Genomic DNA, 25,888 nt, shown 5'->3' with positions numbered 1-25,888 from the left:
CGCCCCAGACCCCGCGCCACAAACGCCGGCGGGGCTGGATTTTCCGCTCCGCGGCTGCGGAAGCGCGGGCGGGTGCCCGGGCTCCGCCCGAGACTCCCCGCCTCGAACGTCGGCGGGGCTGGATTTGCCACGCTGTGGCTGCACAGGCCGGGTCCGGGCCGAGCCCGGTGGCCGGCGGAGCCCCGGATCTCCCCTCCGCCTCAGCGCCGGGCCCGGCCCGGAGTCGCGGCGGGTCAGCCCAGGAAGGAGGCCGTGGCTGCCGTGAAGGCGGCTCGGTCGTCGAGCCAGGGGAAGTGGCCCGCGTCGGGCTGGACGACGAGGGCCGCGTTCGGGAACAGGCCGGCGTACTGCGCCATCACCGGCACCGGCCCCTGGAGGTCCACGTCCCCGGCCAGCACCAGGACCGGCGAGTCGAAGCGGGCGAGCGCGGCGCGCAGGGCCGCCGGGTCCCAGGCCCCCTCGCTGCCGAAGACGGCCCCGGCCTCGTGGTTCTTGTGGCTGTCGCCCTCGGTGGCGAGCCGCTGGGCCGCCTCGTCCCACCGGCCGTGGAAGAAGGGGGCGGCCGCCTCCCACTCGGCCGCACCGCCCGCACCCGCGACGATCCGCTCCAGGGCGGCGTACGCCTCCGGGAACCACGGCTCGTCCTTGCGCAGCCGAGCCGTCTCCAGCCGCAGCTCACCGCTGATCTCGATGCCGGAGGCCATGACGCTCGGCGTGATCAGGGCCAGCCGCCCGATGCGCTGCGGGTGGCGGGCGGCGTACAGGACGGCCAGGTTGGCCCCGGCGCTGTGGGCCAGGACGTCGATCCGGTCCAGCCCGAGGTGGATCCGCAGCGCCTCCACATCGTCGACCAGCCGGTCGCAGCGGTACGTGGCCGGGTCCGCCGGCACCGCGGAGCCGCCCGTTCCGCGCAGGTCGAGCTTGATCAGGCGGCGGTGCTCGGCGAGCCCGCCGAGGTCGTCGAAGTACTCGGCGTCCCGCATCGGGCCGCCGGGCAGGCAGATCAGGGCCGGGGCGTCCGCCGCGGCCGGGCCGGCCGTCACGCGGTAGGCCAGCTCCGTGCCGTCGTACGAGGTGAAGGCAGTGGAAGGTGAAGTGGTGGGCATGCGGGCGACCCTTACAGCGCCGCCGCGGACCGGCAACCGGGTTTCCCGCCATGCCGCGCATGACCACGGCGCGGCAATGCACTAGAGTTATCTCGACATCGAGATATCTGCCGAAGGCGTACCGCAGCCGCCCCTGCCGGTAAGGGCTACCTAACTTAGCCTTACCTTAACGGATTGGCGCCAGGGCGTGGCGGCAGGATTGCGGTTATACGCGCGAATTTCATGCATGAAGGAGACTGTCGTGTCGGCGAACAGCTTCGACGCCCGCAGCACGCTGCAGGTGGGCGACGAGTCGTACGAGATCTTCCGGCTGGACAAGGTCGAGGGCTCCGCCCGCCTCCCGTACAGCCTGAAGGTGCTGCTGGAGAACCTGCTCCGCACCGAGGACGGCGCGAACATCACCGCCGACCACATCCGGGCCCTCGGCGGCTGGGACTCGCAGGCCCAGCCGAGCCAGGAGATCCAGTTCACGCCGGCCCGCGTGATCATGCAGGACTTCACCGGCGTCCCCTGCGTCGTGGACCTCGCCACCATGCGCGAGGCCGTGAAGGCGCTCGGCGGCGACCCGTCCAAGATCAACCCGCTGGCCCCGGCCGAGCTGGTCATCGACCACTCCGTCATCGCCGACAAGTTCGGCACCCCGGACGCGTTCACGCAGAACGTCGAGCTCGAGTACGGCCGCAACAAGGAGCGCTACCAGTTCCTGCGCTGGGGCCAGACCGCCTTCGACGAGTTCAAGGTCGTCCCGCCCGGCACCGGCATCGTCCACCAGGTCAACATCGAGCACCTGGCCCGCACGGTCATGGTCCGGGGCGGCCAGGCCTACCCGGACACGCTGGTCGGCACCGACTCGCACACCACCATGGTCAACGGCCTGGGCGTCCTCGGCTGGGGCGTCGGCGGCATCGAGGCCGAGGCCGCCATGCTCGGCCAGCCGGTCTCCATGCTGATCCCGCGCGTCGTCGGCTTCAAGCTGACCGGCGAGCTGCCGACCGGCACCACCGCGACCGACCTGGTGCTCACGATCACCGAGATGCTGCGCAAGCACGGCGTCGTCGGCAAGTTCGTCGAGTTCTACGGCGAGGGCGTCGCCGCCACCTCGCTCGCGAACCGCGCCACCATCGGCAACATGTCGCCGGAGTTCGGCTCCACCGCCGCGATCTTCCCGATCGACGACGAGACCCTGAAGTACCTCAAGCTCACCGGCCGCTCCGAGCAGCAGGTCGCGCTCGTCGAGGCGTACGCCAAGGAGCAGGGCCTGTGGCTCGACCCGAAGGCCGAGCCGGACTTCTCCGAGAAGCTCGAGCTGGACCTGTCCACGGTCGTGCCGTCCATCGCCGGCCCGAAGCGCCCGCAGGACCGCATCGTCCTGGCCAACGCCGCCGAGCAGTTCGCCCAGGACGTCCGCAACTACGTCGACGAGGTCGACGAGGCGGGCAAGGAGTCCTTCCCGGCCTCCGACGCCCCGGCGATCTCCGCCGCCGCCCCGTCGAAGCCCACCCTGGTCACCCTGGCCGACGGCTCCTCCTTCGAGATCGACCACGGCGCCGTCACCGTCGCCGCGATCACCTCCTGCACCAACACCTCGAACCCCTACGTCATGGTCGCCGCGGCGCTCGTGGCCAAGAAGGCGGTCGAGAAGGGCCTGACCCGCAAGCCGTGGGTCAAGACCACCCTGGCCCCGGGCTCGAAGGTCGTCACCGACTACTTCGACAAGGCCGGCCTCACCCCGTACCTGGACAAGATCGGCTTCAACCTCGTCGGGTACGGCTGCACCACCTGCATCGGCAACTCCGGTCCGCTGGACGAGGAGATCTCGAAGGCGATCAACGAGCACGACCTCGCGGTCACCTCGGTCCTGTCGGGCAACCGCAACTTCGAGGGCCGCATCAACCCCGACGTCAAGATGAACTACCTGGCCTCCCCGCCGCTGGTCGTCGCGTACGCCATCGCGGGCTCCATGAAGGTGGACATCACCAAGGACGCCATCGGCACCGACACCGAGGGCAACCCGGTCTTCCTCAAGGACATCTGGCCCTCCGAGGCCGAGGTCAACGACGTCGTGGCCAACGCCATCGGCGAGGACATGTTCAACAAGTCCTACCAGGACGTCTTCGCGGGCGACGCCCAGTGGCAGGCGCTGCCGATCCCGACCGGCAACACCTTCGAGTGGGACCCGCAGTCCACCTACGTCCGCAAGCCCCCGTACTTCGAGGGCATGACCATGGAGACCACCCCGGTCTCCGACATCGCCGGCGCCCGCGTGCTGGCGAAGCTGGGCGACTCGGTCACCACCGACCACATCTCCCCGGCCGGTGCGATCAAGGCCGACACCCCGGCCGGCAAGTACCTCACCGAGCACGGCGTCGAGCGCCGCGACTTCAACTCGTACGGTTCCCGCCGCGGCAACCACGAGGTCATGATCCGCGGTACGTTCGCCAACATCCGCCTGCGCAACCAGATCGCGCCGGGCACCGAGGGCGGCTTCACCCGCGACTTCACCGTCGAGGGCGGCCCGGTCTCCTTCATCTACGACGCCTCCCAGAACTACCAGGCCGCCGGCATCCCGCTGGTCATCCTGGCGGGCAAGGAGTACGGCTCCGGCTCCTCCCGCGACTGGGCGGCCAAGGGCACCGCGCTGCTCGGCGTCAAGGCCGTCATCGCCGAGTCCTACGAGCGCATCCACCGCTCGAACCTCATCGGCATGGGCGTCCTGCCGCTGCAGTTCCCCGAGGGTGCCTCCGCGGCCTCCCTGGGCCTGACCGGCGAGGAGACCTTCTCCATCACCGGTGTGGAGGAGCTGAACGACGGCACCACCCCGCGCACCGTGAAGGTCACCACCGACTCCGGCGTGGAGTTCGACGCGGTCGTCCGCATCGACACCCCCGGTGAGGCGGACTACTACCGCAACGGCGGCATCATGCAGTACGTGCTCCGCAACCTGATCCGCGGCTAAACGCGGACCGGGCGCGAGATCGCGCCGGAAAGGGCCGTACCCCCCGACGGGGGGTACGGCCCTTTCGCGCGTCCGGGTGGCGGAGCCGGGTTTCGCGGAGGTCTCAACTCGGAAAAGCTGACAGAGTTGGCTGTGCATGATCTTGCTCACATGAACAGGAGTGGACTATACCTGTCCGCGTCCGGCCCACCGCGCTGCAGCGGCCCCGGACCGGGGGGAAGGGCGGGGAGCTGCGGAGATGTCCGCATGTGCGGCAACCGTCGTGATTTCCGGCCTCCTTCACACTTCTGACGAAGGCGAGGACATGAGCATGGGATCCACTGGTGAGGGCCTCGGGCGCCGTGACCTGATCAAGCGTTCCGCAGCACTCGGACTGGTCTCGGTACCGACGATGGGCTTCCTGTCCGCCTGCGCCTCGGGCGGTGACGCGACCGCGAAGGGCCCGGACAAGGCCGCGGTGACCAAGGAAAACCCGTTCGGCGTAGCCAAGAACGGCAAGCTGGACGTCGTCGTGTTCAAGGGCGGGTTCGGCGACGACTACGCGAAGGCCTGGGAGGCCGCCTTCGACAAGAAGTGGGGCACCACCAGCTCCCACCTGGGCACCCAGGAGATCGCCGCCAAGCTCCAGCCCCGTTTCAACGGAGGCAACCCGCCGGACGTCGTCGACGACTCCGGCGCCCAGCAGATCAAGATCGACGTGCTCGCCAAGGGCGGCCAGCTCGCGGACCTCACCGCGGTCCTCGACGCGCCCTCGCTCGACGACCCGAACAGGAAGGTCCGCGACTCCCTGATCCCCGGCACCGTCGAACAGGGCACCCAGGGCGGCAAGTTCGTCGCCCTCTACTACGTCTACACCGTCTACGGCTTCTGGTACTCCGGCAAGCTCTTCAAGGAAAAGGGCTGGACCGAGCCCAAGACCTGGGACCAGTTCCTCGACATCTGCACCAAGGCCCGCGACGCCGGCATCGGCGGCCTCGCCCACCAGGGCAAGTACCCGTACTACATCAACGTCGTCATCATGGACCTGATCGCCAAGAAGGGCGGTCTGGAGGCCATGAAGGCCATCGACAACCTGGAGCCGAACGCCTTCGAGGGCAATCCCGCCGCCCTCGCCGCGGTCGAGGCGGTCTACGAGATCGTCGAGAAGGGCCTGCTCATGGCCGGCACCAACGGCCTGACGCACACCGAGTCCCAGACCGCCTGGAACCAGTACAAGGCGGCCTTCATCCCCTCCGGCTCCTGGCTGGAGAACGAGCAGCTCAAGCAGACCCCCGAGGACTTCGACATGAAGTTCCTGCCCGTGCCGCTGCTGCCCGACAGCAAACTGCCCTTCGAGGCCATCCGGGCCGGCGCGGGCGAGCCCTTCATCGTCCCCGAGAAGGCCGCGAACAAGCCCGCCGGCCTGGAGTTCCTGCGCTCCATGCTGTCACGCGAATGGTCGACCCTCTTCGCCCAGCAGGCCAACTCCCTCACCGTCGTCAAGGACGGCGTCGACCCGGGCGTCAAGCTGCGCCCGGGCACCCAGTCGGCCGTGGCCGCCGTCAAGGCCGCCGGGGCGAACACGTTCAACTACCTCTACCCCGACTGGTACAGCGAAATGGACAACGAGATCCAGAACGCTTCCAATGAGCTGATGGCCAAGCGGATCCAGCCGAAGGAGTGGATCAAGCGGGCCCAGGCCGCCGTGGACAAGGCCGCCAAGGACCCGAACGCGAAGAACAACCGCCGCAGCTGACGTCAGGGACGGACCCCATGAGCCACGTAGACCGGACCCGAGGACGGACCGGCTTCATCGCCGGCTTCCTCGTCCTGCCGCTCGCGCTGTACCTCACGTTCGTCATCTGGCCGTACGTCCAGACCTTCGGCTACTCCTTCACCAACTGGTCCGGGCAGTCGCCCACGTTCGACTTCGTCGGCTGGGACAACTACACGGCCCTGATGAAGGACGGGGTCTTCCGCGGCGCCCTGTGGCACAACCTGCTGCTCCTGGTGTTCGTCCCGACCGTCACCATCCTGCTGGCCCTCTTCTTCGCCTTCATGGTGAACGCGGGAGGGCGCAGCGGGGCCGGCGGGGTGCGGGGCGTGCGGGGCTCCTCCGTGTACAAGATCGTCTACTTCTTCCCGCAGGTCCTCTCCCTCGCCATCCTCGCCGTCCTCTTCGGCGCCGTGTACCGCAGCGACGGGGGCGGCCTGCTCAACGGCTTCCTCACCCGGCTGGGCCTGGTCGACCCCGGCCACCCCGTCGAATGGCTCAACGAGCCCGACCTGGTCCTGTGGTGCCTGCTGGTGGTGGTGGTGTGGCACGGCGTCGGCTTCTACCTCGTGCTGTTCTCGGCGGCCATGCAGTCCGTGCCCAAGGACATCTACGAGGCCGCCCTCCTCGACGGCGCAGGGCGCGCCCAGACCTTCCTGAGGGTGACCCTTCCCCTGCTGTGGGACTCCGTGCAGACCTCCGCGGTCTACCTCGGCATCGCCGCCATGGACATGTTCGTGCTGGTCTCCACGATGACCTCGGGCCAGTTCGGCGGCGGGCCCGACCACCACAGCGAGGTCATGGCCACGGTCCTGATGCGCAACTTCCTCTACTTCGGCAAGAGCGGCTACGCCTGCGCCATGGGCGTCGTGATGCTCCTCCTGACCATGATCCTCTCCGTCGTCACGCTGCGCGCCACCCGCCGCGAGCGCATCGAGTTCTGAGCGGGAGACCACGATGACCACAGTGATCAAGGCGCCGGGGGAGTCCTCGGCCGAGAAGCCCGACGGCGGCCGCCCCGCCGCGCGGGCCGGGCGCGGGTCCGACGGCACGGCGCTGAACGTCTTCTCCCACGGCTTCCTCGCCGTCTGGGCGGTCCTGATCGTCCTGCCGCTCGTCTGGCTGGCCCTCGGCTCGTTCAAGACGGACGCGCAGATCGGCGGCTCCGCCCTCAGCTGGCCCTCGAACTGGCACTTCGACGCGTTCTCCCGCGCCTGGGACAAGGGCATCGGCGACTACTTCGCGCACACCCTGATCGTGATGGCGTTCTCGATCCCGCTGACCATGCTGCTGGGCTCGATGGCCGCCTACGTCCTGGCCCGCTACCCCTTCCCGGGCAACCGGCTCATCTACTACTTCTTCGTCACCGGGGCCATGTTCCCCGTCTTCCTGGCGCTCGTGCCGCTGTTCTTCATGGTCAAGCGCTTCGACATGCTCAACACCTACCAGGGCCTGATCCTGGTGTACGTCGCCTACTCGATGCCGTTCACCGTCTTCTTCATGCACTCCTTCTTCCGCACCCTCCCGACGGCCGTGCACGAGGCGGCGGTGATCGACGGGGCCTCCGACACCCGGATCTTCTTCCAGGTGATGCTCCCGATGGCCCGGCCCGGCCTGATCAGCGTCGGGATCTTCAACGTCCTGGGCCAGTGGAACCAGTACATCCTGCCCTCGGTGCTGATGCAGCCGCAGACCGGCTCGGACCCCGAGCGCTACATGCTCACCCAGGGCCTGATCCAGCTGCAGTACCAGATGGGGTACGAGACGGACCTGCCCGTGCTGTTCGCCGGCGTGACCATCGCGATGATCCCGATGCTGGTGGTCTACCTCTCGTTCCAGCGCCAGATCCAGGCGGGGCTGACCTCGGCCACGCTCAAGTAGCGGCGCGATGCGGCGCCTGCGGCGCCCGCCGCGCGCGGTGCTCGCGCAGGGCCCTGAGCATGGTCCGGGCGAGGAGCGCCAGCAGGCGGGCGTACGCGAGGTTGCCGCTCCGGTCGTGGCGGGCCTCCGCCGCCGGGTCCGCCGAGGCCAGGTCGGCCCAGTCCCGCAGGGCACCGGCCGCCCGCGCGGACCGCTGGGGCGGGGGAATCTCGCCGAGGCCGACCGCGAGGGTCTTGCAGTGCGTGATCAGCCGGTCGGTCAGCCCGGCCAGGGCCTGCGGCGCGGGCTCGGTGGTGAGCGCCGCGACGACGTCCCGCTCGGCCTCGGCCTCGACGGCCGCCTCGATGGCGGTCGCGAGGTCGAGGATCAGCGCACCGAGGTCGGTGCATCCGATCCCGACCGCTTCCCGGTCCCGGTCATGCCCCTCTTCGCCGTGCACGGCTGCTCCCTACCGTCGTCCGGGGGTCATGGGACGACGGTAGTTGCCCGTGGGGCGGATGAGGGGCCGGGTTTCGGCCCCCTTGCTCAGGCGGCCGGCATGCCGATGTCCACGGCGAGCCGGCTCGCGCGCCGTCGGCGCTCGGGCGTCCGGGACGTCGCCTCCTCCAGCACCATCCGCCTCGCGTAGCCGTTGTACCGGACCGTCTCCGGGGCCGTCGCGTGAGCCTGCTCCAGGGTGGTCAGCGCGGTCTCGTACTGGCCGTCGAGGTAGTACGCGCGGGCCTGCTCGATGCGGTGCCGGGCCCTTCGGGGGCGGGAGGCGATGGACAGGGCCTCGGCACGGTTGGCCTGCCGTACGGACTCGCCCCCGGCGCGCAGTTCCACGGCCACCGTGACGCCGTGGGCGCCCATCACGGCCCGGCCGAAGCTGGTCACGCGGTGGAAGTAGGTCGCGGGGAGCCGCTGCGCGATGAGGTCGGCCCGGTCCCACCAGCCCCACGCCGTGCCGCTGTCCCTGCGTCGGGCCGCGGTGTAGCCCGCCTCGAACGTCAAAGCGCCCGCCACGGCCCGGACGTCGGCGGGAGCGCCGGGCAGGAGCGGCTTCAGGAGCCGCAGGGCGTCCATGACGACGGCGTCCGCCGCGTCGTAGTGGCCGGGGCCCGAGTCGCGGTGGGCCTGCGCCGTGAGCCAGGCCGCCACTCCGATCGCATGAGGATCCTCGGATTCCTGCGCCGCGACCATGCCGCGGTCGGCGATGCGCCACAGGAGCGAGGGGTCCGGCTGGTAGGCGGCGAAGAACTGGGCGAGGAAGTACACCTCGGCCAGCAGTGCCTGTGCCGTGCGCCGGTCCTGTGCCGTGTCCGCCTGGCGCACCAGCAGCCGGGCGTCCCTGATGAGGCCGGGAAGGAGGCCGCCCAGCACCTCCCGGTGGTGGGGTGCACCGTGCCGTGCCGACCAGGCGGAGTCCAAGGCGGCCCGCAGGCAGGCGGCCTCCGGCGCCCGGCGGTCGCCGGAGGGCGGGAACGCGTCCAGGGCGGCGGAGACGGCCGGCAGCCTGTCGTGCCCCGGTCCGGCGAACAGGTCGACGTGCGGCTCCGCGCCGACCTCGCCGACGAGGTCGTTCAGCCTGCGGACGCGGAGGACCTCGGCGATGCGGAGGATCTCCGGCAGTCGCGGCATCTGCAGGGTGCCGGTCTCGACCTTCTTGACCCATGACGGATGGTGGCCGAGGAGTCCCGCCAGCTGCTCGCGGGTCATGCCTCGGCGGTTGCGGTAGATCTGGACTCTCTGCCCGAACGCGACGGGGTTGTCGTACGGCCCCGGAGTAGCATCAGGTGACATGGCGGCCTCGCCTCTCTCCTTGCAGCTCGACGCTGTCAGGGTAGGGGGCGCCGCCGGTCACGTGTGATCCAGAACGCGCAACTGCCACCCTCCGGCCGGGGGTTGGCGGGCGCCCCGTGTCGGCGGCCCTCCCGCCCTGGATCCCCTTGCCGGCCGACGCTCCCCGGCCCGACCCGGCCCGACCCGGCCCGGCCCGGCCCGCCGCCCGCGGCCGTTGCCCGCGCTCATGCTGCCGGTGCAGAACCGGTCCACGACCTCGCGCATCCGGCCGCGCCGGGGGACCGGAGCACGGTCTAGCGCGATCTAGAAGGATGTCTCTCATACTTATGACCGGGAAGGTCCGTTTCGTGATGTGTCCGCCTCTTGACGTCTGGAGGCCCAAAGGCTCGACTTAAGGTTCACAAGTTGTAGAGACGCCGGGGTCTCGGAGCCAGCTGCCGCGATCGCCGGCCGGGGGGCGACGGTCGCCGTCGCTTATGGGCAGGAGTGGATGAGTCGTGCAGACTCCCGGATCGCAGTCTTCGCTGCACCGCGCGAATCTCGAACGGGTCGTGCGGGCCGTGCGGCTCGCGGGTTCGCTGACCCAGGCGGAGATCGCCCGGTCCACCGGACTGTCGGCGGCCACGGTCTCCAACATCGTCCGGGAACTCAAGGACGGCGGGACGGTCGAGGTCACCGACACCTCCTCCGGCGGCCGCAGGGCGCGCAGCGTCTCCCTCAGCGGCGACGCGGGCATCGTCATCGGCGTGGACTTCGGCCACACCCACCTGCGGGTGGCGGTCGGCAACCTGGCCCACCAGGTGCTGGCCGAGGAATCGGCCCCGCTCGACGTGGACGCGTCCTGGGCGGACGGCTTCGACCGTGCAGAAGCGCTGGTCGGGGGGCTCATCGCGGGCATCGGCGTGGGCCTTGAGAAGGTCATCGGCGTCGGCCTCGGCGTCCCGGGCCCGATCGACGTGGAGTCCGGGACGCTCGGCTCGACGGCGATCCTGCCGGGCTGGGCGGGGATCAACCCGCGCCGGGAGCTCTCGCAGCGCCTGGGTGTGCCGGTGTACGTGGACAACGACGCCAACCTCGGGGCGCTGGGCGAGCTGGTGTGGGGCAGCGGCCGCGGCGTGAAGGATTTGGCGTACATCAAGGTGGCGAGCGGTGTGGGCGCCGGCCTGGTGATAAACGGCCAGATCTACCGGGGCCCGGGCGGCACGGCCGGGGAGATCGGGCACATCACGCTCGACGAGTCCGGCCCCGTGTGCCGCTGCGGCAACCGCGGCTGCCTGGAGACCTTCGCCGCCGCCCGGTACGTGCTGCCGCTGCTGCAGAGCACCCACGGGCCGGAGCTGACGATGGAGCGCGTGGTGGAACTGGCCCGCGGCGGCGACCCGGGGTGCCGCCGGGTCATCGCCGACGTGGGCCGCCATGTGGGTAGTGGTGTCGCGAACCTCTGCAACGTTTTGAACCCGAGCCGCGTGGTGCTCGGCGGTTCCCTCGCCGAGGCGGGCGAGCTCGTGCTGGCGCCCATACGCGAGTCCGTGGGGCGGTACGCGATCCCCAGCGCGGCCCGCCAACTCTCCGTGCTCACCGGCTCGTTGGGCGCCCGCGCCGAGGTGCTGGGGGCACTGGCCCTGGTGCTGAGCGAGATGGGCGATTCGACCCTTCTGGCCGATTCGCCGTCGCTGAAGCTCTTGCCTTCAGTTAGATAACGGATGGCACCGTTGTCATCTCGTTAAGGATTCACTCCTTGACGACAAACTTGCGGCCGAGGTTGACTCACACCCACCTCGGCCGCAGTGTTGCGGCCTCGTCAGGGAGGTTCAGGAAATGAACGCGCGTATGCGTAGAGCTGCCGTTGTCGTCGCCGCCGGCGCTGCGGCCGTGTCCCTCGCCGCCTGTGGCAGTGCCAAGGAAGCCGGCACCAAGCCGCAGGAGTCCGCCGCCTCCGCCGCGGCCTCCGGCGGGGCGATCAAGATCGGTCTGCTCCTGCCCGAGAACCAGACCGCGCGCTACGAGAAGTTCGACAAGCCGCTCATCGAGAAGAAGGTCGCCGAGCTCACCGGCGGCAAGGGCACGGTGGTCTACGCCAACGCCAAGCAGGACGCGACCACGCAGAACTCGCAGGTCGACACGATGATCACCAACAAGGTGAACGTGCTGATCGTCGACGCGGTCGACTCCAAGGCGATCGCCGGCGCGGTCAAGCGGGCCAAGGACGCCGGCATCCCGGTCGTCTCCTACGACCGCCTCGCCGAGGGCCCGATCGACGCCTACACCTCCTTCGACAACGAAGAGGTCGGCAAGGTCCAGGGCAAGGCCCTGCTGGAGGCCCTGGGCGACAAGGCCAAGGACGGCGACATCGTCATGATGAACGGGTCGGTGACCGACCCCAACGCCGCCCTGTTCAAGAAGGGCGCCCACTCCGTCCTCGACGGCAAGGTGAACATCGGCAAGGAGTACGACACCAAGGAGTGGAAGCCGGAGAACGCCAACACCAACATGGCGGGCGCGATCTCCGCGCTCGGCAAGGACAAGATCATCGGCGTCTACTCCGCCAACGACGGCATGGCCGGCGGCATCATCACCGCCCTGAAGGCCGCCGGCATGAACCCGCTGCCCCCGGTCACCGGCCAGGACGCCGAACTCGCCGGTGTGCAGCGCATCGTCGCCGGTGAGCAGTTCATGAGCGTCTACAAGCCGTACGCCCCCGAGGCCGAGGCCGCCGCCAAGATGGCCGTCGCGCTCGCCAAGGGCGAGAAGCTCGACTCGGTGGCCACGTCGAAGTACGACAGCCCGACCACCAAGGACGTTCCCTCGTTCCTCGTCCCGGTCGTCTCGCTCACCAAGAACAACATCAAGGACACTGTCATCAAGGACGGTGTCTACACGGCCGACGAGATCTGCACCGACAAGTACGCGGCCGCCTGCTCCGCCCTCGGCCTGAAGTAGGCCCCCGCGGCCCCGTACGGGCCGCACGCCGGCCACGCCGGCCCCCTTCCAGGGGGCCGGCCGAGGCCCCGCGCCGGCCCTGCGGCGGTGCGAGGCCACAGCGTCCCCGCCGGCCGGAGGCAGCCCCGAGCGGCCTCCGGTCCACCGGGACCCCCGCGCCTGCCCGGCGCCCCGCCCCCGCTTTCCCCGCCACCGCGGGGCGCCGGGCAGAAACGATTCCTCATCCACCCCGCTCCTGCACTTTCTGCACGACATCCCCGCCGGTCAGGCGGCGAAGGAGATGGTTCATGTGTCCGCTGCGCCCGTGCTGGCGTTGCGAGGGGTCTCGAAGCGATTCGGTGCCGTCCAGGCGCTCACCGACGTAGAGCTCGAGATCCATTCCGGCGAGGTGGTCGCCCTGGTCGGCGACAACGGCGCCGGCAAGTCCACGCTCGTCAAGACGATCGCCGGCGTCCACCCCATCGATGACGGCGTCATCGAGTGGCAGGGCAAGCCGGTCTCGATCACCAAGCCCCATGACGCCCAGAACCTGGGCATCGCGACGGTCTACCAGGACCTCGCGCTGTGCGACAACATCGACGTCGTCGGCAACCTCTTCCTGGGCCGCGAGCTCAAGCGCCGCGGCGTCCTGGACGAGGTGGAGATGGAGCGGCGCGCCCGCGAGCTCCTGACCACCCTGTCCATCCGGATCCCCAGTGTCCGCATCCCCATCGCCTCGCTCTCCGGCGGCCAGCGCCAGACCGTGGCGATCGCCCGCTCGATGCTCGGCGAGCCGCAGCTCGTCATCCTCGACGAGCCCACCGCCGCCCTCGGCGTCGAGCAGACCGCACAGGTCCTCGACCTGGTGGAGCGGCTGCGCGAGCGCGGCCACGCCGTCATCCTCATCAGCCACAACATGGCCGATGTGAAGGCCGTCGCCGACCGGGTGGCGGTCCTGCGGCTGGGCCGCAACAACGGTGTCTTCAAGGTCGCCGAAACCTCGCAGGAAGAGATCATCTCCGCCATCACCGGAGCCACGGACAACGCCGTGACCCGCCGGGCGGCCCGCACCGGGGAGGCGCGCAAGTGAGCACCGAACACCACACCGCGGGGCACCACACCGCGGAGGACGTGGCCAAGCTGGCCAACCCCGCCGCCCCCGCCGACGCCATTCCCGCGGTGGACCCGCGCCTGCTCGTGCGCGAGCAGGGCCTGGCCGGCTACCTGAGCGAGTTCGGCCGCAAGATGAAGGCCGGCGACCTGGGCTCCCTCCCGGTCGTCATCGGCCTGATCGTCATCTGGGGCATCTTCCAGGGGCTGAACTCGAACTTCCTCTCCCCGGAGAACCTCACCAACATCGCGATCACGATGGTCGCCACCGGCATGATGGCCGTCGGCATCATCTTCGTGCTGCTGCTCGGCGAGATCGACCTGTCGGTCGGCTCCGTCAGCGGTGTCTCGGGCGCCCTCTTCGCCGTCCTGGCCGTCACCCACGGCGTGAACGAGTGGGTCGCGATCCTCGCGGCCGTCGCGGGCGGCGCCCTGATCGGCGCGATCCACGGCTTCTTCTTCGCCAAGATCGGCGCGCCGGCCTTCGCCGTCACCCTGTCGGGCCTGCTGTTCTGGTCCGGCGCGATGCTCCAGATCCTCGGCAGCAACGGCACGATCAACATCGACGCCGACGGTGCCGTGGGGCAGCTCACCACGTACTACTTCTCGGACGTGGCCGCCGCCTACGGCCTGGCCGCCGTCGCCACGGCCCTGTACTTCGTGACCGCGTACTTCGACAACCGCCGCCGCCAGGCCGCGGGCGTCCCCTCCCGCCCCCTCAGCGAGATCCTGCTGCGCACCGGTCTGCTCGCGGTGTTCACCTTCGGTCCCGCCGCGGTGTTCAACCAGTACAAGGGCCTCCCGCTCGCGGTGGTGCTCTTCGTCCTGGCCCTGGTCGGCACGGACTTCCTCCTGCGCCGCACCACCTTCGGCCGCAACGTCTTCGCCCTCGGCGGCAGCGTCGAGGCCTCCCGCCGCGCGGGCATCAACGTCAACGGCATCCGCATCGCGGTCTTCGCGATCTCCGGCACGTTCGCGGCGATCGGCGGCCTCTTCTGGGCCTCCAAGATCGCGGCGGCCAACCAGAGCGCCGGCGCCGGCGACCTGCTGATGAACGTGATCGCGGCGGCCGTGATCGGCGGCACCAGCCTCTTCGGCGGGCGCGGCCGGACCTGGAACGCCCTCCTCGGCGTCATGGTCATCACCTCGATCCAGTACGGTCTGGCTCTCGAGGGAATCGCCACGCCCATCCAGTACATGATCACCGGTGCGGTGCTGCTGGCCACCGTGGTGATCGACTCGGTCACCCGCAAGACCCAGAAGACGGCCGGACGCGCCTGACACCGCGCCCGACGCGGTCAGACCGGTCACAGTGCCCGGTGCCACCCCGCGGTGGCACCGGGCCTCTGTGCGTGCATCCGTACGTGCGCACATGCGGGCAACTGTGGGGGAATGCGCCCGAATGTGATGTGTGACATCGGGCGGATCCGTACAGGAATGACAAAGCTGTGACCCGCCTGCGGCAGCCCGATGACCGCCGTCGGCGGCGGAACATTAGACTCGACAGACCAGCAAGCAACTGCAAGGAGGCACGGGTGCTGCTGACCCGCATCAAGGGACCGCGCGATCTGGACCGGCTCAGCCAGGAGGAGCTGGTTCAGCTCGCCGCCGAGATCAGGTCCTTCCTCGTCGACGCCGTCTCCAAGACCGGCGGGCACCTCGGCCCCAACCTCGGCGTGGTCGAACTGACGATCGCCCTGCACCGGGTCTTCGAATCGCCCAAGGACAAGGTGCTCTTCGACACGGGCCACCAGGCCTACGTCCACAAGCTGCTCACCGGCCGCCAGGACTTCGCCGGCCTGCGCACCAAGGGCGGCCTGTCCGGCTACCCCTCGCGCGCCGAGTCCGAGCACGACGTGATCGAGAACTCCCACGCCTCCACCGTGCTGGGCTGGGCCGACGGCCTGGCCAAGGCCAACGAGGTGCTCGGCCGCGCCGACCACCACGTCGCCGCCGTCATCGGGGACGGCGCCCTGACCGGCGGCATGGCCTGGGAGGCGCTGAACAACATCGCCGCCGCCAAGGACCGCCCGCTGGTCATCGTCGTCAACGACAACGAGCGCTCCTACGGCCCCACCATCGGCGGCCTCGCCAACCACCTGGCCACCCTGCGCACCACCGACGGCTACGAGCGCTTCCTCGCCCGCGGCAAGGAGATCCTGGAGCGCACCCCCGTCGTGGGCAAGCCGCTCTTCGAGACCCTGCACGGCGCCAAGAAGGGCCTGAAGGACTTCATCGCCCCCCAGGGCATGTTCGAGGACCTGGGCCTGAAGTACATCGGCCCCATCGACGGCCACGACATCGAGGCCCTGGAGTCCGCGCTGCAGCGCGCCAAGCGCTTCAGCGGCCCGGTCATCGTGCACTGCCTCACCCAGAAGGGCCGCGGCTACACCCCCGCCCTGGAGCACGAGGCGGACCGCTTCCACGCGGTCGGCGTCATCCACCCCGACACCGGCCTGCCGGTCAAGACCGCCGCCGCCAGCTGGACCTCCGTCTTCGCCGACGAGATGGTCAAGATCGGCCACGAGCGGCCCGACGTCGTCGGCATCACCGCCGCCATGCTCCACCCGGTCGGCCTCAACAAGTTCGCCGAGGCCTTCCCGGACCGCATCTACGACGTCGGCATCGCCGAGCAGCACGGCGCGACCTCCGCCGCGGGCCTCGCCACCGGCGGCGTCCACCCGGTCTTCGCCGTGTACGCCACCTTCCTCAACCGCGCCTTCGACCAGGTGCTGATGGACGTCGCCCTGCACAAGTGCGGCGTCACCTTCGTCCTGGACCGGGCGGGCGTCACCGGCGACGACGGCGCCAGCCACAACGGCATGTGGGACATGTCGATCCTGCAGGTCGTGCCCGGCCTGCGGCTCGCCGCCCCGCGCGACGCCGAACAGCTGCGCGCCCAGCTGCGCGAGGCCGTCGAGGTCGAGGACGCCCCGACGGTGGTCCGCTTCTCCAAGGGCGTCGTGGGCCCGGCCGTCCCGGCCGTCGGCCGGATCGGCGGCATGGACCTGCTGCGCGCTCCCGCCCCCGAGGTCACCCGTCCGGACGTCCTGCTCGTCTCGGTCGGCGCGCTGGCCCCGATGTGCCTGGAGGTCGCCGACCTCCTCGACAAGCAGGGCATCTCCACCACGGTCGTCGACCCGCGCTGGGTCAAGCCGGTCGACGAGGCACTCGCCCCGCTCGCCGAGCAGCACCGCGTGGTCGTCACCGTCGAGGACAACGGCCGCGCCGGCGGTGTCGGCGCCGCCGTCTCGCAGGCCCTGCGCGACGCGGGCGTGGACGTGCCGCTGCGCGACTTCGGCATCCCGCAGCGCTTCCTCGACCACGCGCTGCGCAAGGAGATCCTGGCCGAGATCGGCCTGACCGCACCGGACATCGCGCGGCAGGTCACCGGCCTGGTCGCCAAGCTGGACGGCCGTTTCGACAACGAGCCCGCCGCCGCGGTCGACTAGCACGGAAGACCGCCTGGCGCGACGGTCCGCGGACCGGTGCGCGGTTGCACGTCACGGGCCGGGAGATCACCCTTGAAGGGCGGGCCTCCCGGCCCGTCCGCGTGCGTCGTCACCTTTCGGAGGTGCGTCGGTGAGTACGGATCTGAACAGCCCGTTCCGCACCAAGACGGTGGAACAGTCCATCCGGGACACGGAGGAGCCCGAACACGCGCTCCGCAAGTCGCTCTCCGCCTGGGACCTGACCGTCTTCGGCGTCGGCGTCATCATCGGCACCGGCATTTTCGTTCTCACCGGCATCGCCGCCCGGAACAATGCCGGTCCCGCCACCGCCCTCGCCTTCGTGGCGGCGGGCGTGGTCTGCGCCCTGGCGGCGCTCTGCTACGCCGAGTTCGCCTCCACCGTGCCGGTGGCCGGATCCGCGTACACGTTCTCGTACGCCTCGATCGGCGAACTGCCCGCCTGGATCATCGGCTGGGACCTCGTGCTTGAATTCGCCCTCGGCACCGCCGTCGTGGCGGTCGGCTGGTCCGGCTACGTGCGCCACCTCATGCACACCAACCTCGGCTGGAACCTGCCCGTCGGGCTGTCCGGGCCGGACGAGGGCGGCACCTTCGACCTGCTGGCCTTCCTGCTGGTCCTGGCGCTGACGGCGATCCTCGTCATCGGCACGAAGCTGTCGGCCCGGATCACCGCCATCGTCGTCGCCATCAAGGTGACCGTGGTGATGCTCGTCATCATCGCGGGCCTGTTCTTCATCAAGGCGGACAACTACAAGCCGTTCATCCCGCCGGCCGAGCCGCAAGCCGGAGGCAGCGGCTGGAAGGCCCCGCTGGTCCAGCTGATGTTCGGGTACGCGCCCACCAACTTCGGCGTCATGGGCATCTTCACCGCCGCCTCCCTGGTCTTCTTCGCCTTCATCGGCTTCGACGTGGTGGCCACCGCGGCCGAGGAGACCAAGAACCCCCAACGGGACATGCCGCGCGGCATCCTGGGCTCGCTGCTGATCTGCACGGTGCTCTACGTGGCCGTGACCCTGGTGGTCACCGGCATGCAGCACTACACGCAGATGTCGCCCACCGCCCCGCTCGCCGAGGCCTTCAAGTCGGTCAACCAGCCGTTCTTCTCCGGTGCCATCAGCCTCGGCGCCGCCGTCGGCCTGATCACCGTCTGCATGATCCTGCTGCTGGGGCAGACCCGCGTGTTCTTCGCGATGAGCCGTGACGGGCTGCTGCCGCGCGTCTTCTCGGTCACCCACCCGAAGTTCCGCACCCCCTACCGGGCGACGATCCTGCTCGGCGTGGTCATCGCCGTCGTCGCCGGCTTCACCAGCCTGGAGAAGCTCGCGGAACTGGTGAACATCGGCACCCTGTTCGCCTTCGTGGTCGTCGCGCTCGGCGTGATCATCCTGCGCCGCACCCGACCCGACCTGCACCGGTCCTTCCGTACCCCGTGGGTGCCGGTCGTCCCGATCCTGTCGATCGCCGCCTCGCTCTGGCTGATGCTCAACCTGCCGGCCGAGACCTGGCTGCGGTTCGGGATCTGGATGGCGATCGGCCTCGTCGTGTACTTCCTGTACGGGCGCCGCCACAGCCGCCTCGCCAAGGCCGGCCGGGACGCGACCTTCTGACGCACGGTCCGCCGACGCATCCCCACGCCGCGCCGCGCCCCGATCCGGGGTGCGGCGCGGGTGTCAGCCCTTGTTCGCCGTCGCGGGGGACTTCTTCGCGTCCGCCGGGATCGCCTGGTCGGTGCGCAGGGCCTCCCACAGGCGGCCCGCCTGCGGCTGGGCGACGACGACGCGGTTGGGGTCCACCTTGTCGTACGCGACCGGCAGCATGATGGTCTCCATGGTGTCCGGGTTGACGCCCTTCATGCTCTGGGCGAAGTCCGCCAGCGCGGTCAGCGAGGCGAGTTCGGAGTCGGTGGTCAGCGACTTGGTGCCGGCGTCGGCGAGCTTGTAGAGGCGGGCCGGGTTGCCGAGGGCGTCCTGCTTCTTGATCTCGGAGAGCATCGCCATCATGAACTGCTGCTGCAGGCCTATGCGTCCGAGGTCGCTGCCGTCGCCGTAGCCGTAGCGGGTGCGGACGAACTTCAGCGAGTCGGTGCCGTTCAGCCGGTGTGTGCCCGCATCCAGCTTCAGGCCGCCCTTCGCCCCGCTCATCGGCTTGTCCAGGGTGACGGTGACCCCGCCGAGCGCGTCGACCAGGCCCTTGAAACCGGCGAAGTCGACCTCGACGAAGTGGTCCACGCGCACCCCGGACATCTGCTCGACGGTCTTGACCACGCAGGCCGGCCCGGCGAGCGAGTAGACGGAGTTGAACATCACCCGGTTGGCGGGCTCGACGGTCTTGCCGTCGGCGTCCTTGCACTCGGGCCGGGATATCAGGGTGTCGCGCGGGATGCTGATGGCGGTCGCCTTCGAGCGCCCCTCGGGGAGGTGGATCAGCATCGCGGTGTCCGAGCGGGCGCCGCTGACGTCGCCGTGGTCCAGGTCCGCGTTGGCGCCGGCGCGCGAGTCCGAGCCGAGGACGAGGACGTTCTGGGCTCCGGGCACGACCTTCTTCGGGCGGTTGTCGCCGATCGCCTGGTCCAGGTCGACGCTGTCGATGTTGCCGTTCAGGTGGCTGTACGCCCACCAGCCGGCACCGCCGGCCGCGAGCACGAGCACCGCCAGGGCCAGCAGAACGATCCGCAGAACGCGCCGGCCGCCGCGCCGCGGCGTGCGCCGGGGCACCGGGGAGGGGGCCGAGGGGCCGTCGGTCATGGAGGCAGTGCCCTTCTATCATCGAATGGGGTGCATCATAAGACACGCTTTCGAGTGGCTGGTTCTTTCGGGTGGAGGACCCGGCCCCTCGGGCTCGGACATAGTCGGCAGAAGGGTGGACAGCGGCGTGAACCGAGGCAAAGGCGGGAACGGATCCGCCTCTTCGGCTCGCAGGACGCAGGACGCCCGCACGGGCGGACCGGGTCCGCGCCCGACCTCCCCGCCGGCCGGAAAGTGGCTGTTCGCGGGGGCCGACGGCCGCCTGACGGCGTACGCCTGCACCCGCAGCGGCCTGCTCCGCTGGACCGAGGCCGCAGCCCCCCGCACCGGCTGGACCGGCCCGGAGACCTTCGAGGTCCCCGGCTGGCTCGGTCCCGCCGCCATGGCGCAGAGCCGCGAGGGGTACGTGCACTTCGTGGCGCTCAGGGCAGCGGACGACGGCTCGGAGCGGCCGGAAGTCATCGTCTCCACCCAGTTCCAGTCCGGCCGCGGCATGATCGACTGGCACGGCCTGGGCGTTCCCGGACTGCGCGGCGGCCCCGCCGACGACCGGCTGACCGGCCCCCCGCGCATCGCCGTCAACCAGCGCTCCGGCTCGATCCACGTCCTCGTCTCCCTCCAGCACTCCGGCATCCTGCGGCGCAGCCGCAACGCCGAGGGCGCCTGGGGCGGCTGGAAGCCGGTCGCCGCGCAGAGCTACCGGGGCGACGTGACGCCGCTGATGCCGGCCGGCGGGCAGCTGGAGATGCTCGCCCTCGGGCCGTCCGGGGCCGACCGCTGGGTGGGCATCGGCCAGGGCCGCTTCGGGCTCGCCGAGTCCATCCCCACCCCGGTCGTCCCCGGCAGCCCGGCGGTCTGCGAGACGGGCGCCCGCAGGGTCACGTACTTCTGGCGCTATCCCGGCGACGGCTCGCTGGTCGCCTGGCGGGCCGCCCGTCCGGGCGTCCAGGGCGGCCTGATGAGCCTCGGCGGTGCCGGCGGCCGCGGCGCGCCCGGTGTCGCGCGCGCGATGGTCGGGGGCTACGACTGCACGGTGCTCGCGCAGACCGGCGCCGAGCGGGACGTCGAAGTCACCGCGTACGTCACCGAGAACGAGGGCTACGGCACCTGGTGGGCGTCCCTCGGCGGCCACGGGGCCCTCGCCCCGCAGGTGGCGGTCGACGCGGCGGGCCGGGTCGTGGTCGCCGCGTTCGACGAGGCCGGCGCCCCCATGTGCGCCCGGCAGGACACCGGCGCCCAGGGGCTCGTCTTCGGCCCCTGGGAGCACCTGGCCTGAGCGGGCCTCCCGGCCGAGTACGCCTCCCGGCCGAGTACGCCTCCCGGCCCGTGCGCTCAGGCGCCGCGCGGGCCGGACTGCGGCAGCGGCGCCCGCTGCACGACCTCGATGCTCAGGCCCCCGTCCTCCGCGTAGTACGGGGTGGCGGCCAGCTCCATCCCCGGCGCCCCGGGCGCCTCCGCGATCCGCACCGGCATCCGGGCCGTCGTGTCCAGCTCGGGCGCCCGCCGCGCACCGAGCCGCACCTCCTGCCGTACGCCCTCGAAGGACACGGACAGGTACAGGTCCCAGGTGCCCGGCGGCAGCGGCCAGCCGCTGGAGGTCTGCGCCAGGTTGACCCGGGCCGAGAACCGGCCCATGGCCCGGGGCTTGCCCTTGGAGTTGGTCAGCGTGTCGTCCCGGCGGGCCGTCACCGCGTGGCTCTCCTGCGCGCCGCTCGTCCGCTCGCGCAGCACGACCCGGGTGGCCCGGTCCTTCGTCGACAGCTGCTCGAAGAAGGCGTAGCCGTCGAGCAGCAGCATCGGCCCGTCCCAGCGGGCCCGCTGGAGCTGCTGGCTGACCGTCATGTCACCGGTGATGTCGAACAGCTCGTCCGGCAGCGGGACCTGCGGGTCCCGGAAGAACGGCAGCGTCGTGTAGACCCGGCCGTTCTCGACCGTCTTGCGGACGGCCGGCCGGTCCTTGTCGGCCTCGAACGCGGCCATCCGCTGCGCCTCCGCGAACCGGCCCTGCGCGAGCAGCGCGAACCGGACGGCCAGCATCCGCGGCAGCAGCGCCAGCGCGCCCGGCGCCGCCTGGTTGCGCAGCACCTCGGCCGCCGCCCACAGCGCCTGGTCCCGCTCGGCCGGGTCCGTCGCCGACAGCAGCGCCGCCGCGGTGGCCTTGCCGAGCTCCACCTCCAGGTGGCGCGACTGGAGCCGGTCCCGGCGCGGGCCCTCGGGCAGCTGCGAGGCGATCATCGCCAGCATGCGGGAGGCGAGGGCGACCCGGTCCGGCAGGGTGGCCCGGTTCGCGGGCGGGGGGCCCTTGACGATGCAGACCGCATCGCCGACGACCGAGACGTTGTCCGCGCCGAGGTAGGCGCCGGCGGTGAAGACCTGGTCGTCGCCGATCGTCATGTCGGTGGGGAAGACCAGTCCGCGCCGGTGCAGCAGGCCGGTGCGGAACAGCTTGTCCGGGGTCAGCGACCAGTACACGCGCGAGCTGTAGGCGTCGGTGTACGCCTGGTTCTTGCGGAACATCGACGTCGCGACCGCGTGCCGGCCCGAGCTGTCCAGCTTGCCCAGCACCACGTCGGCCTCGTGGGCGTCGGCCGCGGCCACCATCCGCTCCAGCGCGTCCGGCGCCAGCCGGTCCGTCGCCTCCAGGAAGATGACGTAGCGTCCGCGCACCTGGCTCAGCGCCCAGTTGCGGGCCGCCGCCGGGCTCAGCCCCTGCGACACCTGCCCCACCCGGACGAAGGCCGGGTACCGGTGCGCGGCGCGGGCCAGGACCGAGCCGCTCTCGTCCGTCGACCCGTCGTCGACGGCGACGATCTCCAGCCGGTCCGTGCCGATGGTCTGCGCGAGGACGGAGGCCAGGCAGGCGTCGACCGCCGCGGCCTGGTTGGAGACCCGGACGGCGACCGACACGTCCTTGACGTCGGCGGGGCTCACGACGGCGGTGTTCATGCTGCGGGGTTCCTCATCGGTTGCTCGCGGACTGGTCGGGGCGGGGCCAGGGCATCTCGCCGGTCAGCTCCGGCCACTGCCAGGGCCGGAACGCGACCTCCGTCGGGTGCGCCGGGAAGGCGCCCGGAGCGTGGTCCAGGGAGCCCACGAAGACGTTGACGTGCGAGGTCTGCTGCTCCCCGGCCGGGGTGCCCACCGTGTACGTGAACCGGTCGTACCCGGTGAAACCCGGCGCGGGGCTGTACGTCACCCAGCCGTCGTACGACAACTGCGCCTCGCCGTGGCGCGGCGCCGACACGCCGACGGCCGTGCTGCCCGCGGGGCACGCGGACAGCACGTTCACCGAGCCGGACCCGCCCGGCTCCACTGTCAGGTGCAGGCCCCGGGCGGCGGGCGCCCGCAGGGGCAGCGCCTCGGCGTCGAGCTTTGCGGTGCGGGTCGTCCTGCGCCCGCTCCCGTCCGGGATGCCGACCATGATCTGCGGCCGGATCCGCCGGGCCGCGGCGGTGTCGTGCACGCGCAGGTGCAGGACGCCCGTCGCGGTCTCGCCCGCCTCGGCGCGGAGGCGGAACCAGCGCTGCTTGGGGAAGAACTCCAGGCCCTGCATGCCGACGATGTCGGCCGCCTCGGCCAGCGGGGCCCGCAGCAGGTAGCCGAAGCCGCGCGGCGCGCCCTGGTCGGGGGCCGCGGACAGGCCGAGCTGGAGCGTCTCGCCGGGGGCGACGCCGCGGCGCGGGTCGGCCGAGCTGTACAGGGCCGCGTACACGGCGCCGGGCGCCGAGCCCTCGCCGAGGGCCCGGCCGCGGCACAGGAGGTGGTTCACGGGACGACTCCTCAGGCGCCGGGGTACGTGGAGACGCGGGACTGGGTGCGGTGGCGGAAGGTCTCCTCGTCCAGCCAGCCCATCTCGCTGTAGTCGAAGCGCGTGCGGTCCAGGTCCCGGACCCAGCGGGCCGGGATGATGCCCTGCTCCAGCATGCTGCGGGCGGTGAAGCGGGCGACCTCGATCGCGCCTTCCGCCCGCAGGTGCACGTTGTCGCCGTCCAGGATGTGCTCCTGCAGGGGCTCGCCGCGGCGCAGGTACACGAAGACGGCCTTGCTCGCCTCCGGTCCGAGCTCCTCCCACCACTGCAGGCTCTGCCCGTACACGTCGACGACCGGTACGTGCTCCTCCTCGGCCAGCAGCCGGGCGGCGCCCGGGTAGTCCCCGAGGAAGCGGGCCACGTTGCCGTGCCGGTCGATCCGCCGCCGCTCGTACGGCAGGTAGATCACCGGGTGGCCCCCGCGCTCGCGTGCGCCGTGCACGTACGCGGCCATGTGCTCCAGGAAGGTGGAGTACGGCTCGGTGTGCAGGCCCGGGTCCGGCTTGATGTCGTTCTGGCCGAAGCCGAACAGCAGGTAGTCGCCCGGCTCCATGTTCTCCAGGATCCACTGGAGCCGGCCGCGCTCGCGGAAGCTCTTGGAGCTGGCCCGCGCCCGGGCGCAGGCGACCACCTCGACCTCGTCGGTGAGGAAGAGCGGGAGCGTCTGCGCCCATCCGGCCATCGGCAGGAAGCTGTACGGGCGGCTGACCGCATTGGAGCCGCCGACCACGAAGATCCTCGGGCGGCGGCCCGGCTGCGGGGAGGGTGCGTACGTCACGCCTAGACCCCCTGGTCCTCCGTGGTCTGGATCAGCACGTTCGCGAGCGCCTCCTCGAAACCGCTGCGCTGCGCCGGCGTCGAGGTCGGGTCCTGCCTGCGTACGTCGATCACGTGGCCGGTCATCTCGGACAGCAGCACGTCCAGCGAGGTCAGCGCCACCGACTCGGAGGTCAGCAGCGAGCCCGCCGGCTCCTGGCCGAAGGCCTTGGTGCGCATCGGGGTGGCGGTGCGCTCGGGGTTCACGCAGTTGACGCGGATGCCGTCCTCGGCCCACTCGTCGGCCAGCGCCTGGGTCAGGTTGACCATGGCCGCCTTGGTGGAGGAGTACAGGCTGTACTCGGCGCGGCCGCGGGTGTAGCTGCTGGAGGTGAACAGCAGCAGCTGCCCGCCGGTCTCGCTGAGGTACTTGTACGCGGTCCGGGCGATGTGGACGGGCGCGAGGTAGTTGACCTCCAGCGCCTCGCGGATGGTGTCGTTGTCGGTCTCGTCGAGGCGGCCGACGCGCAGCACGCCGGCCGTGTTGACGACGTAGTCGATCCGGCCGGTCTCGCCGTAGGCCTTGGCCAGCGCCTCCTCGACGTGGCCGGGGTTCTCCACGTGGGTGCCGGTGGTGGAGCGGCCCAGGGCGTAGACGCGGGCCCCGAAGCCCTCGGCGATGCGGCAGATGTCGGCTCCGATGCCGTACGAGCCGCCGAAGACCACCATCGTCCGGCCGGCCAGCTGCTCGCGGTAGGCGGCCTCGCCGGCCTGGGCGGGTGCGGCGTGGGAGGCGAGCTGGAACAGCTTGTCGGCGATGAACACGTCGACCGGCTGGGTGACCTTCATGTTGTAGTCGTCGCCGGTGACCACGTGGACCGGGACGTCCGGCAGGTACTTCACGACCACGGAGCAGTCGTCGGTGGCCTGGAAGAACGGGTCGGAGGCCGCCCGCTCGTACGCGGCGCGGATGGTGGACAGGCGGAAGCCCTGCGGGGTCTGGCCGCGGCGCAGCCGGGAGCGGTCGGGCACCTCGGTGATGAACTCGCCGTCGTCGCCGTGGGTCCGGGTCACGATGACCGTGTCGGAGGAGGGGATGGCCACGTCGACGGCCTGGTAGCGCTCCAGGGACTCGACGCACTCGCGCACCACGCGCTGCGAGAGCAGCGGGCGCACGGCGTCGTGGAAGAGGAGGTTGCAGTCCTCGCCCTCGGCGAGCCGCTCGGAGGCGGCGCGGATGGCGATGCGGGTGGTCTCGCTGCGGGTCGACCCGCCGGCCAGCACCGCGGTGACCTTGCCCAGCTTGGCCCGCTCGACGATGCGGCGGGCGTCCTCCACGTAGGCGGGCGTCATCAGCAGCAGGACCTCGTCCACGTCCGGCGCGTTCTCGAAGACGTGGAGGGTGTGCTCCAGGATCGGCTTCCCGGCGATCTTGAGCAGCTGCTTGGGTATTTCGAGCCCGATGCGCTGGCCGGTGCCGCCGGCGAGGACGACGGCGATGGTGCGGTGGGGGACAGGTCTCGGGGACACGGTCTTCTTCTTCCTGAGCGGGAGGATGCGGCACTGCGGTGGGGAGGCCGGCGACGCGGTGGGACGGGGG

The 25,888-nt window shown here is 71.0% G+C and carries 19 protein-coding genes; 11 read left to right on the top strand and 8 right to left on the bottom strand.

Going from position 1 to position 25,888, the window contains the following annotated elements:
* Nucleotides 1-233 precede the first annotated feature (233 nt).
* Nucleotides 234-1,106 (bottom strand): alpha/beta hydrolase, encoded by an 873-nt coding sequence (locus tag AB0953_RS22370; RefSeq protein WP_366861276.1) that lies wholly within the window; start codon nucleotides 1,104-1,106, stop codon nucleotides 234-236.
* 241 nt (nucleotides 1,107-1,347) lie between these two features.
* Here AB0953_RS22370 and acnA point away from each other — a divergent pair, with 241 nt between their 5' ends.
* From acnA to AB0953_RS22350, 4 genes are all read left to right on the top strand, one after another.
* Nucleotides 1,348-4,062 (top strand): aconitate hydratase AcnA, encoded by a 2,715-nt coding sequence (acnA, locus tag AB0953_RS22365; RefSeq protein ID WP_366861275.1) that lies wholly within the window; start codon nucleotides 1,348-1,350, stop codon nucleotides 4,060-4,062.
* Between the two features lie 304 nt (nucleotides 4,063-4,366).
* The gene (ngcE, locus tag AB0953_RS22360) at nucleotides 4,367-5,797 is read left to right on the top strand and encodes an N-acetylglucosamine/diacetylchitobiose ABC transporter substrate-binding protein (RefSeq protein ID WP_366861274.1); all 1,431 of its coding nucleotides are present in this window, start codon (nucleotides 4,367-4,369) and stop codon (nucleotides 5,795-5,797) included.
* A 17-nt stretch (nucleotides 5,798-5,814) separates the two neighbouring features.
* Nucleotides 5,815-6,759 carry a sugar ABC transporter permease gene (locus AB0953_RS22355; protein ID WP_366861273.1) on the top strand — a complete coding sequence of 315 codons (945 nt, stop codon included), beginning with the start codon at nucleotides 5,815-5,817 and terminating at the stop codon, nucleotides 6,757-6,759.
* Between the two features lie 13 nt (nucleotides 6,760-6,772).
* Entirely contained in the window at nucleotides 6,773-7,696 is a 924-nt protein-coding gene (locus AB0953_RS22350; RefSeq protein ID WP_366861272.1) for a carbohydrate ABC transporter permease, read from the top strand.
* Here AB0953_RS22350 and AB0953_RS22345 read toward each other — a convergent pair.
* Together AB0953_RS22345 and AB0953_RS22340 are read right to left on the bottom strand one after the other, a co-directional pair.
* The gene (locus AB0953_RS22345; RefSeq protein WP_366861271.1) at nucleotides 7,689-8,135 is read right to left on the bottom strand and encodes a hypothetical protein; all 447 of its coding nucleotides are present in this window, start codon (nucleotides 8,133-8,135) and stop codon (nucleotides 7,689-7,691) included. The genes AB0953_RS22350 and AB0953_RS22345 overlap by 8 nt on opposite strands.
* An 86-nt stretch (nucleotides 8,136-8,221) precedes the next feature.
* Complete coding sequence (locus AB0953_RS22340) at nucleotides 8,222-9,478, bottom strand: helix-turn-helix transcriptional regulator (RefSeq protein ID WP_366861270.1); 1,257 nt, start codon at nucleotides 9,476-9,478, stop codon at nucleotides 8,222-8,224.
* A 497-nt stretch (nucleotides 9,479-9,975) separates the two neighbouring features.
* Between AB0953_RS22340 and AB0953_RS22335 the strand changes: the two genes are divergently transcribed.
* The 6 genes from AB0953_RS22335 (at nucleotide 9,976) to AB0953_RS22310 (ending at nucleotide 18,586) form a co-directional block, all read left to right on the top strand.
* Nucleotides 9,976-11,178, top strand: a complete 1,203-nt coding sequence (locus AB0953_RS22335) for an ROK family transcriptional regulator (protein WP_366861269.1) — start codon at nucleotides 9,976-9,978, stop codon at nucleotides 11,176-11,178.
* A 118-nt stretch (nucleotides 11,179-11,296) separates the two neighbouring features.
* Entirely contained in the window at nucleotides 11,297-12,418 is a 1,122-nt protein-coding gene (locus AB0953_RS22330; protein ID WP_366861268.1) for a substrate-binding domain-containing protein, read from the top strand.
* Between the two features lie 280 nt (nucleotides 12,419-12,698).
* Complete coding sequence (locus tag AB0953_RS22325; protein ID WP_366861267.1) at nucleotides 12,699-13,487, top strand: ATP-binding cassette domain-containing protein; 789 nt, start codon at nucleotides 12,699-12,701, stop codon at nucleotides 13,485-13,487.
* 41 nt (nucleotides 13,488-13,528) lie between these two features.
* Nucleotides 13,529-14,788, top strand: coding sequence for a sugar ABC transporter permease (locus tag AB0953_RS22320; RefSeq protein WP_366861286.1), 1,260 nt, complete (start codon nucleotides 13,529-13,531; stop codon nucleotides 14,786-14,788).
* Nucleotides 14,789-15,042: 254 nt separating this feature from the next.
* Nucleotides 15,043-16,959 carry a 1-deoxy-D-xylulose-5-phosphate synthase gene (gene dxs, locus AB0953_RS22315; RefSeq protein WP_366861266.1) on the top strand — a complete coding sequence of 639 codons (1,917 nt, stop codon included), beginning with the start codon at nucleotides 15,043-15,045 and terminating at the stop codon, nucleotides 16,957-16,959.
* Between the two features lie 130 nt (nucleotides 16,960-17,089).
* Entirely contained in the window at nucleotides 17,090-18,586 is a 1,497-nt protein-coding gene (locus AB0953_RS22310) for an amino acid permease (protein ID WP_366861265.1), read from the top strand.
* A gap of 63 nt (nucleotides 18,587-18,649) precedes the next feature.
* On the opposite strand, the gene AB0953_RS22305 is transcribed toward AB0953_RS22310, so the two are convergent.
* Nucleotides 18,650-19,723: an LCP family protein gene (locus tag AB0953_RS22305; protein WP_366861264.1), complete on the bottom strand. Its 1,074-nt coding sequence runs from the start codon at nucleotides 19,721-19,723 to the stop codon at nucleotides 18,650-18,652.
* 127 nt (nucleotides 19,724-19,850) lie between these two features.
* Between AB0953_RS22305 and AB0953_RS22300 the strand changes: the two genes are divergently transcribed.
* Entirely contained in the window at nucleotides 19,851-20,999 is a 1,149-nt protein-coding gene (locus AB0953_RS22300; RefSeq protein ID WP_366861263.1) for a hypothetical protein, read from the top strand.
* Nucleotides 21,000-21,055: 56 nt separating this feature from the next.
* Here AB0953_RS22300 and AB0953_RS22295 read toward each other — a convergent pair whose 3' ends face one another.
* Genes AB0953_RS22295 through AB0953_RS22280 form a run of 4 tightly spaced genes read right to left on the bottom strand, consistent with a single transcriptional unit; the run spans nucleotide 21,056 to nucleotide 25,818 of the window.
* A complete protein-coding gene (locus AB0953_RS22295) occupies nucleotides 21,056-22,669 on the bottom strand; it encodes a glycosyltransferase family 2 protein (RefSeq protein WP_366861262.1) in 1,614 nt (537 codons plus the stop codon).
* A 13-nt stretch (nucleotides 22,670-22,682) separates the two neighbouring features.
* The gene (locus AB0953_RS22290) at nucleotides 22,683-23,492 is read right to left on the bottom strand and encodes an Ig-like domain-containing protein (RefSeq protein WP_366861261.1); all 810 of its coding nucleotides are present in this window, start codon (nucleotides 23,490-23,492) and stop codon (nucleotides 22,683-22,685) included.
* A gap of 11 nt (nucleotides 23,493-23,503) precedes the next feature.
* Nucleotides 23,504-24,310: a rhamnogalacturonan acetylesterase gene (locus tag AB0953_RS22285; protein ID WP_366861260.1), complete on the bottom strand. Its 807-nt coding sequence runs from the start codon at nucleotides 24,308-24,310 to the stop codon at nucleotides 23,504-23,506.
* A gap of 2 nt (nucleotides 24,311-24,312) precedes the next feature.
* Complete coding sequence (locus AB0953_RS22280) at nucleotides 24,313-25,818, bottom strand: bifunctional cytidylyltransferase/SDR family oxidoreductase (protein WP_366861259.1); 1,506 nt, start codon at nucleotides 25,816-25,818, stop codon at nucleotides 24,313-24,315.
* Between the last annotated feature and the right edge of the window lie 70 nt (nucleotides 25,819-25,888).

The organism is Streptomyces sp. NPDC046866 (genome assembly GCF_040704625.1).
GTDB lineage: Bacteria > Actinomycetota > Actinomycetes > Streptomycetales > Streptomycetaceae > Streptomyces.
The sequence above is the reverse complement of the archived record's forward strand: the minus strand, read 5'-3'. Positions and strand labels throughout refer to the sequence as shown.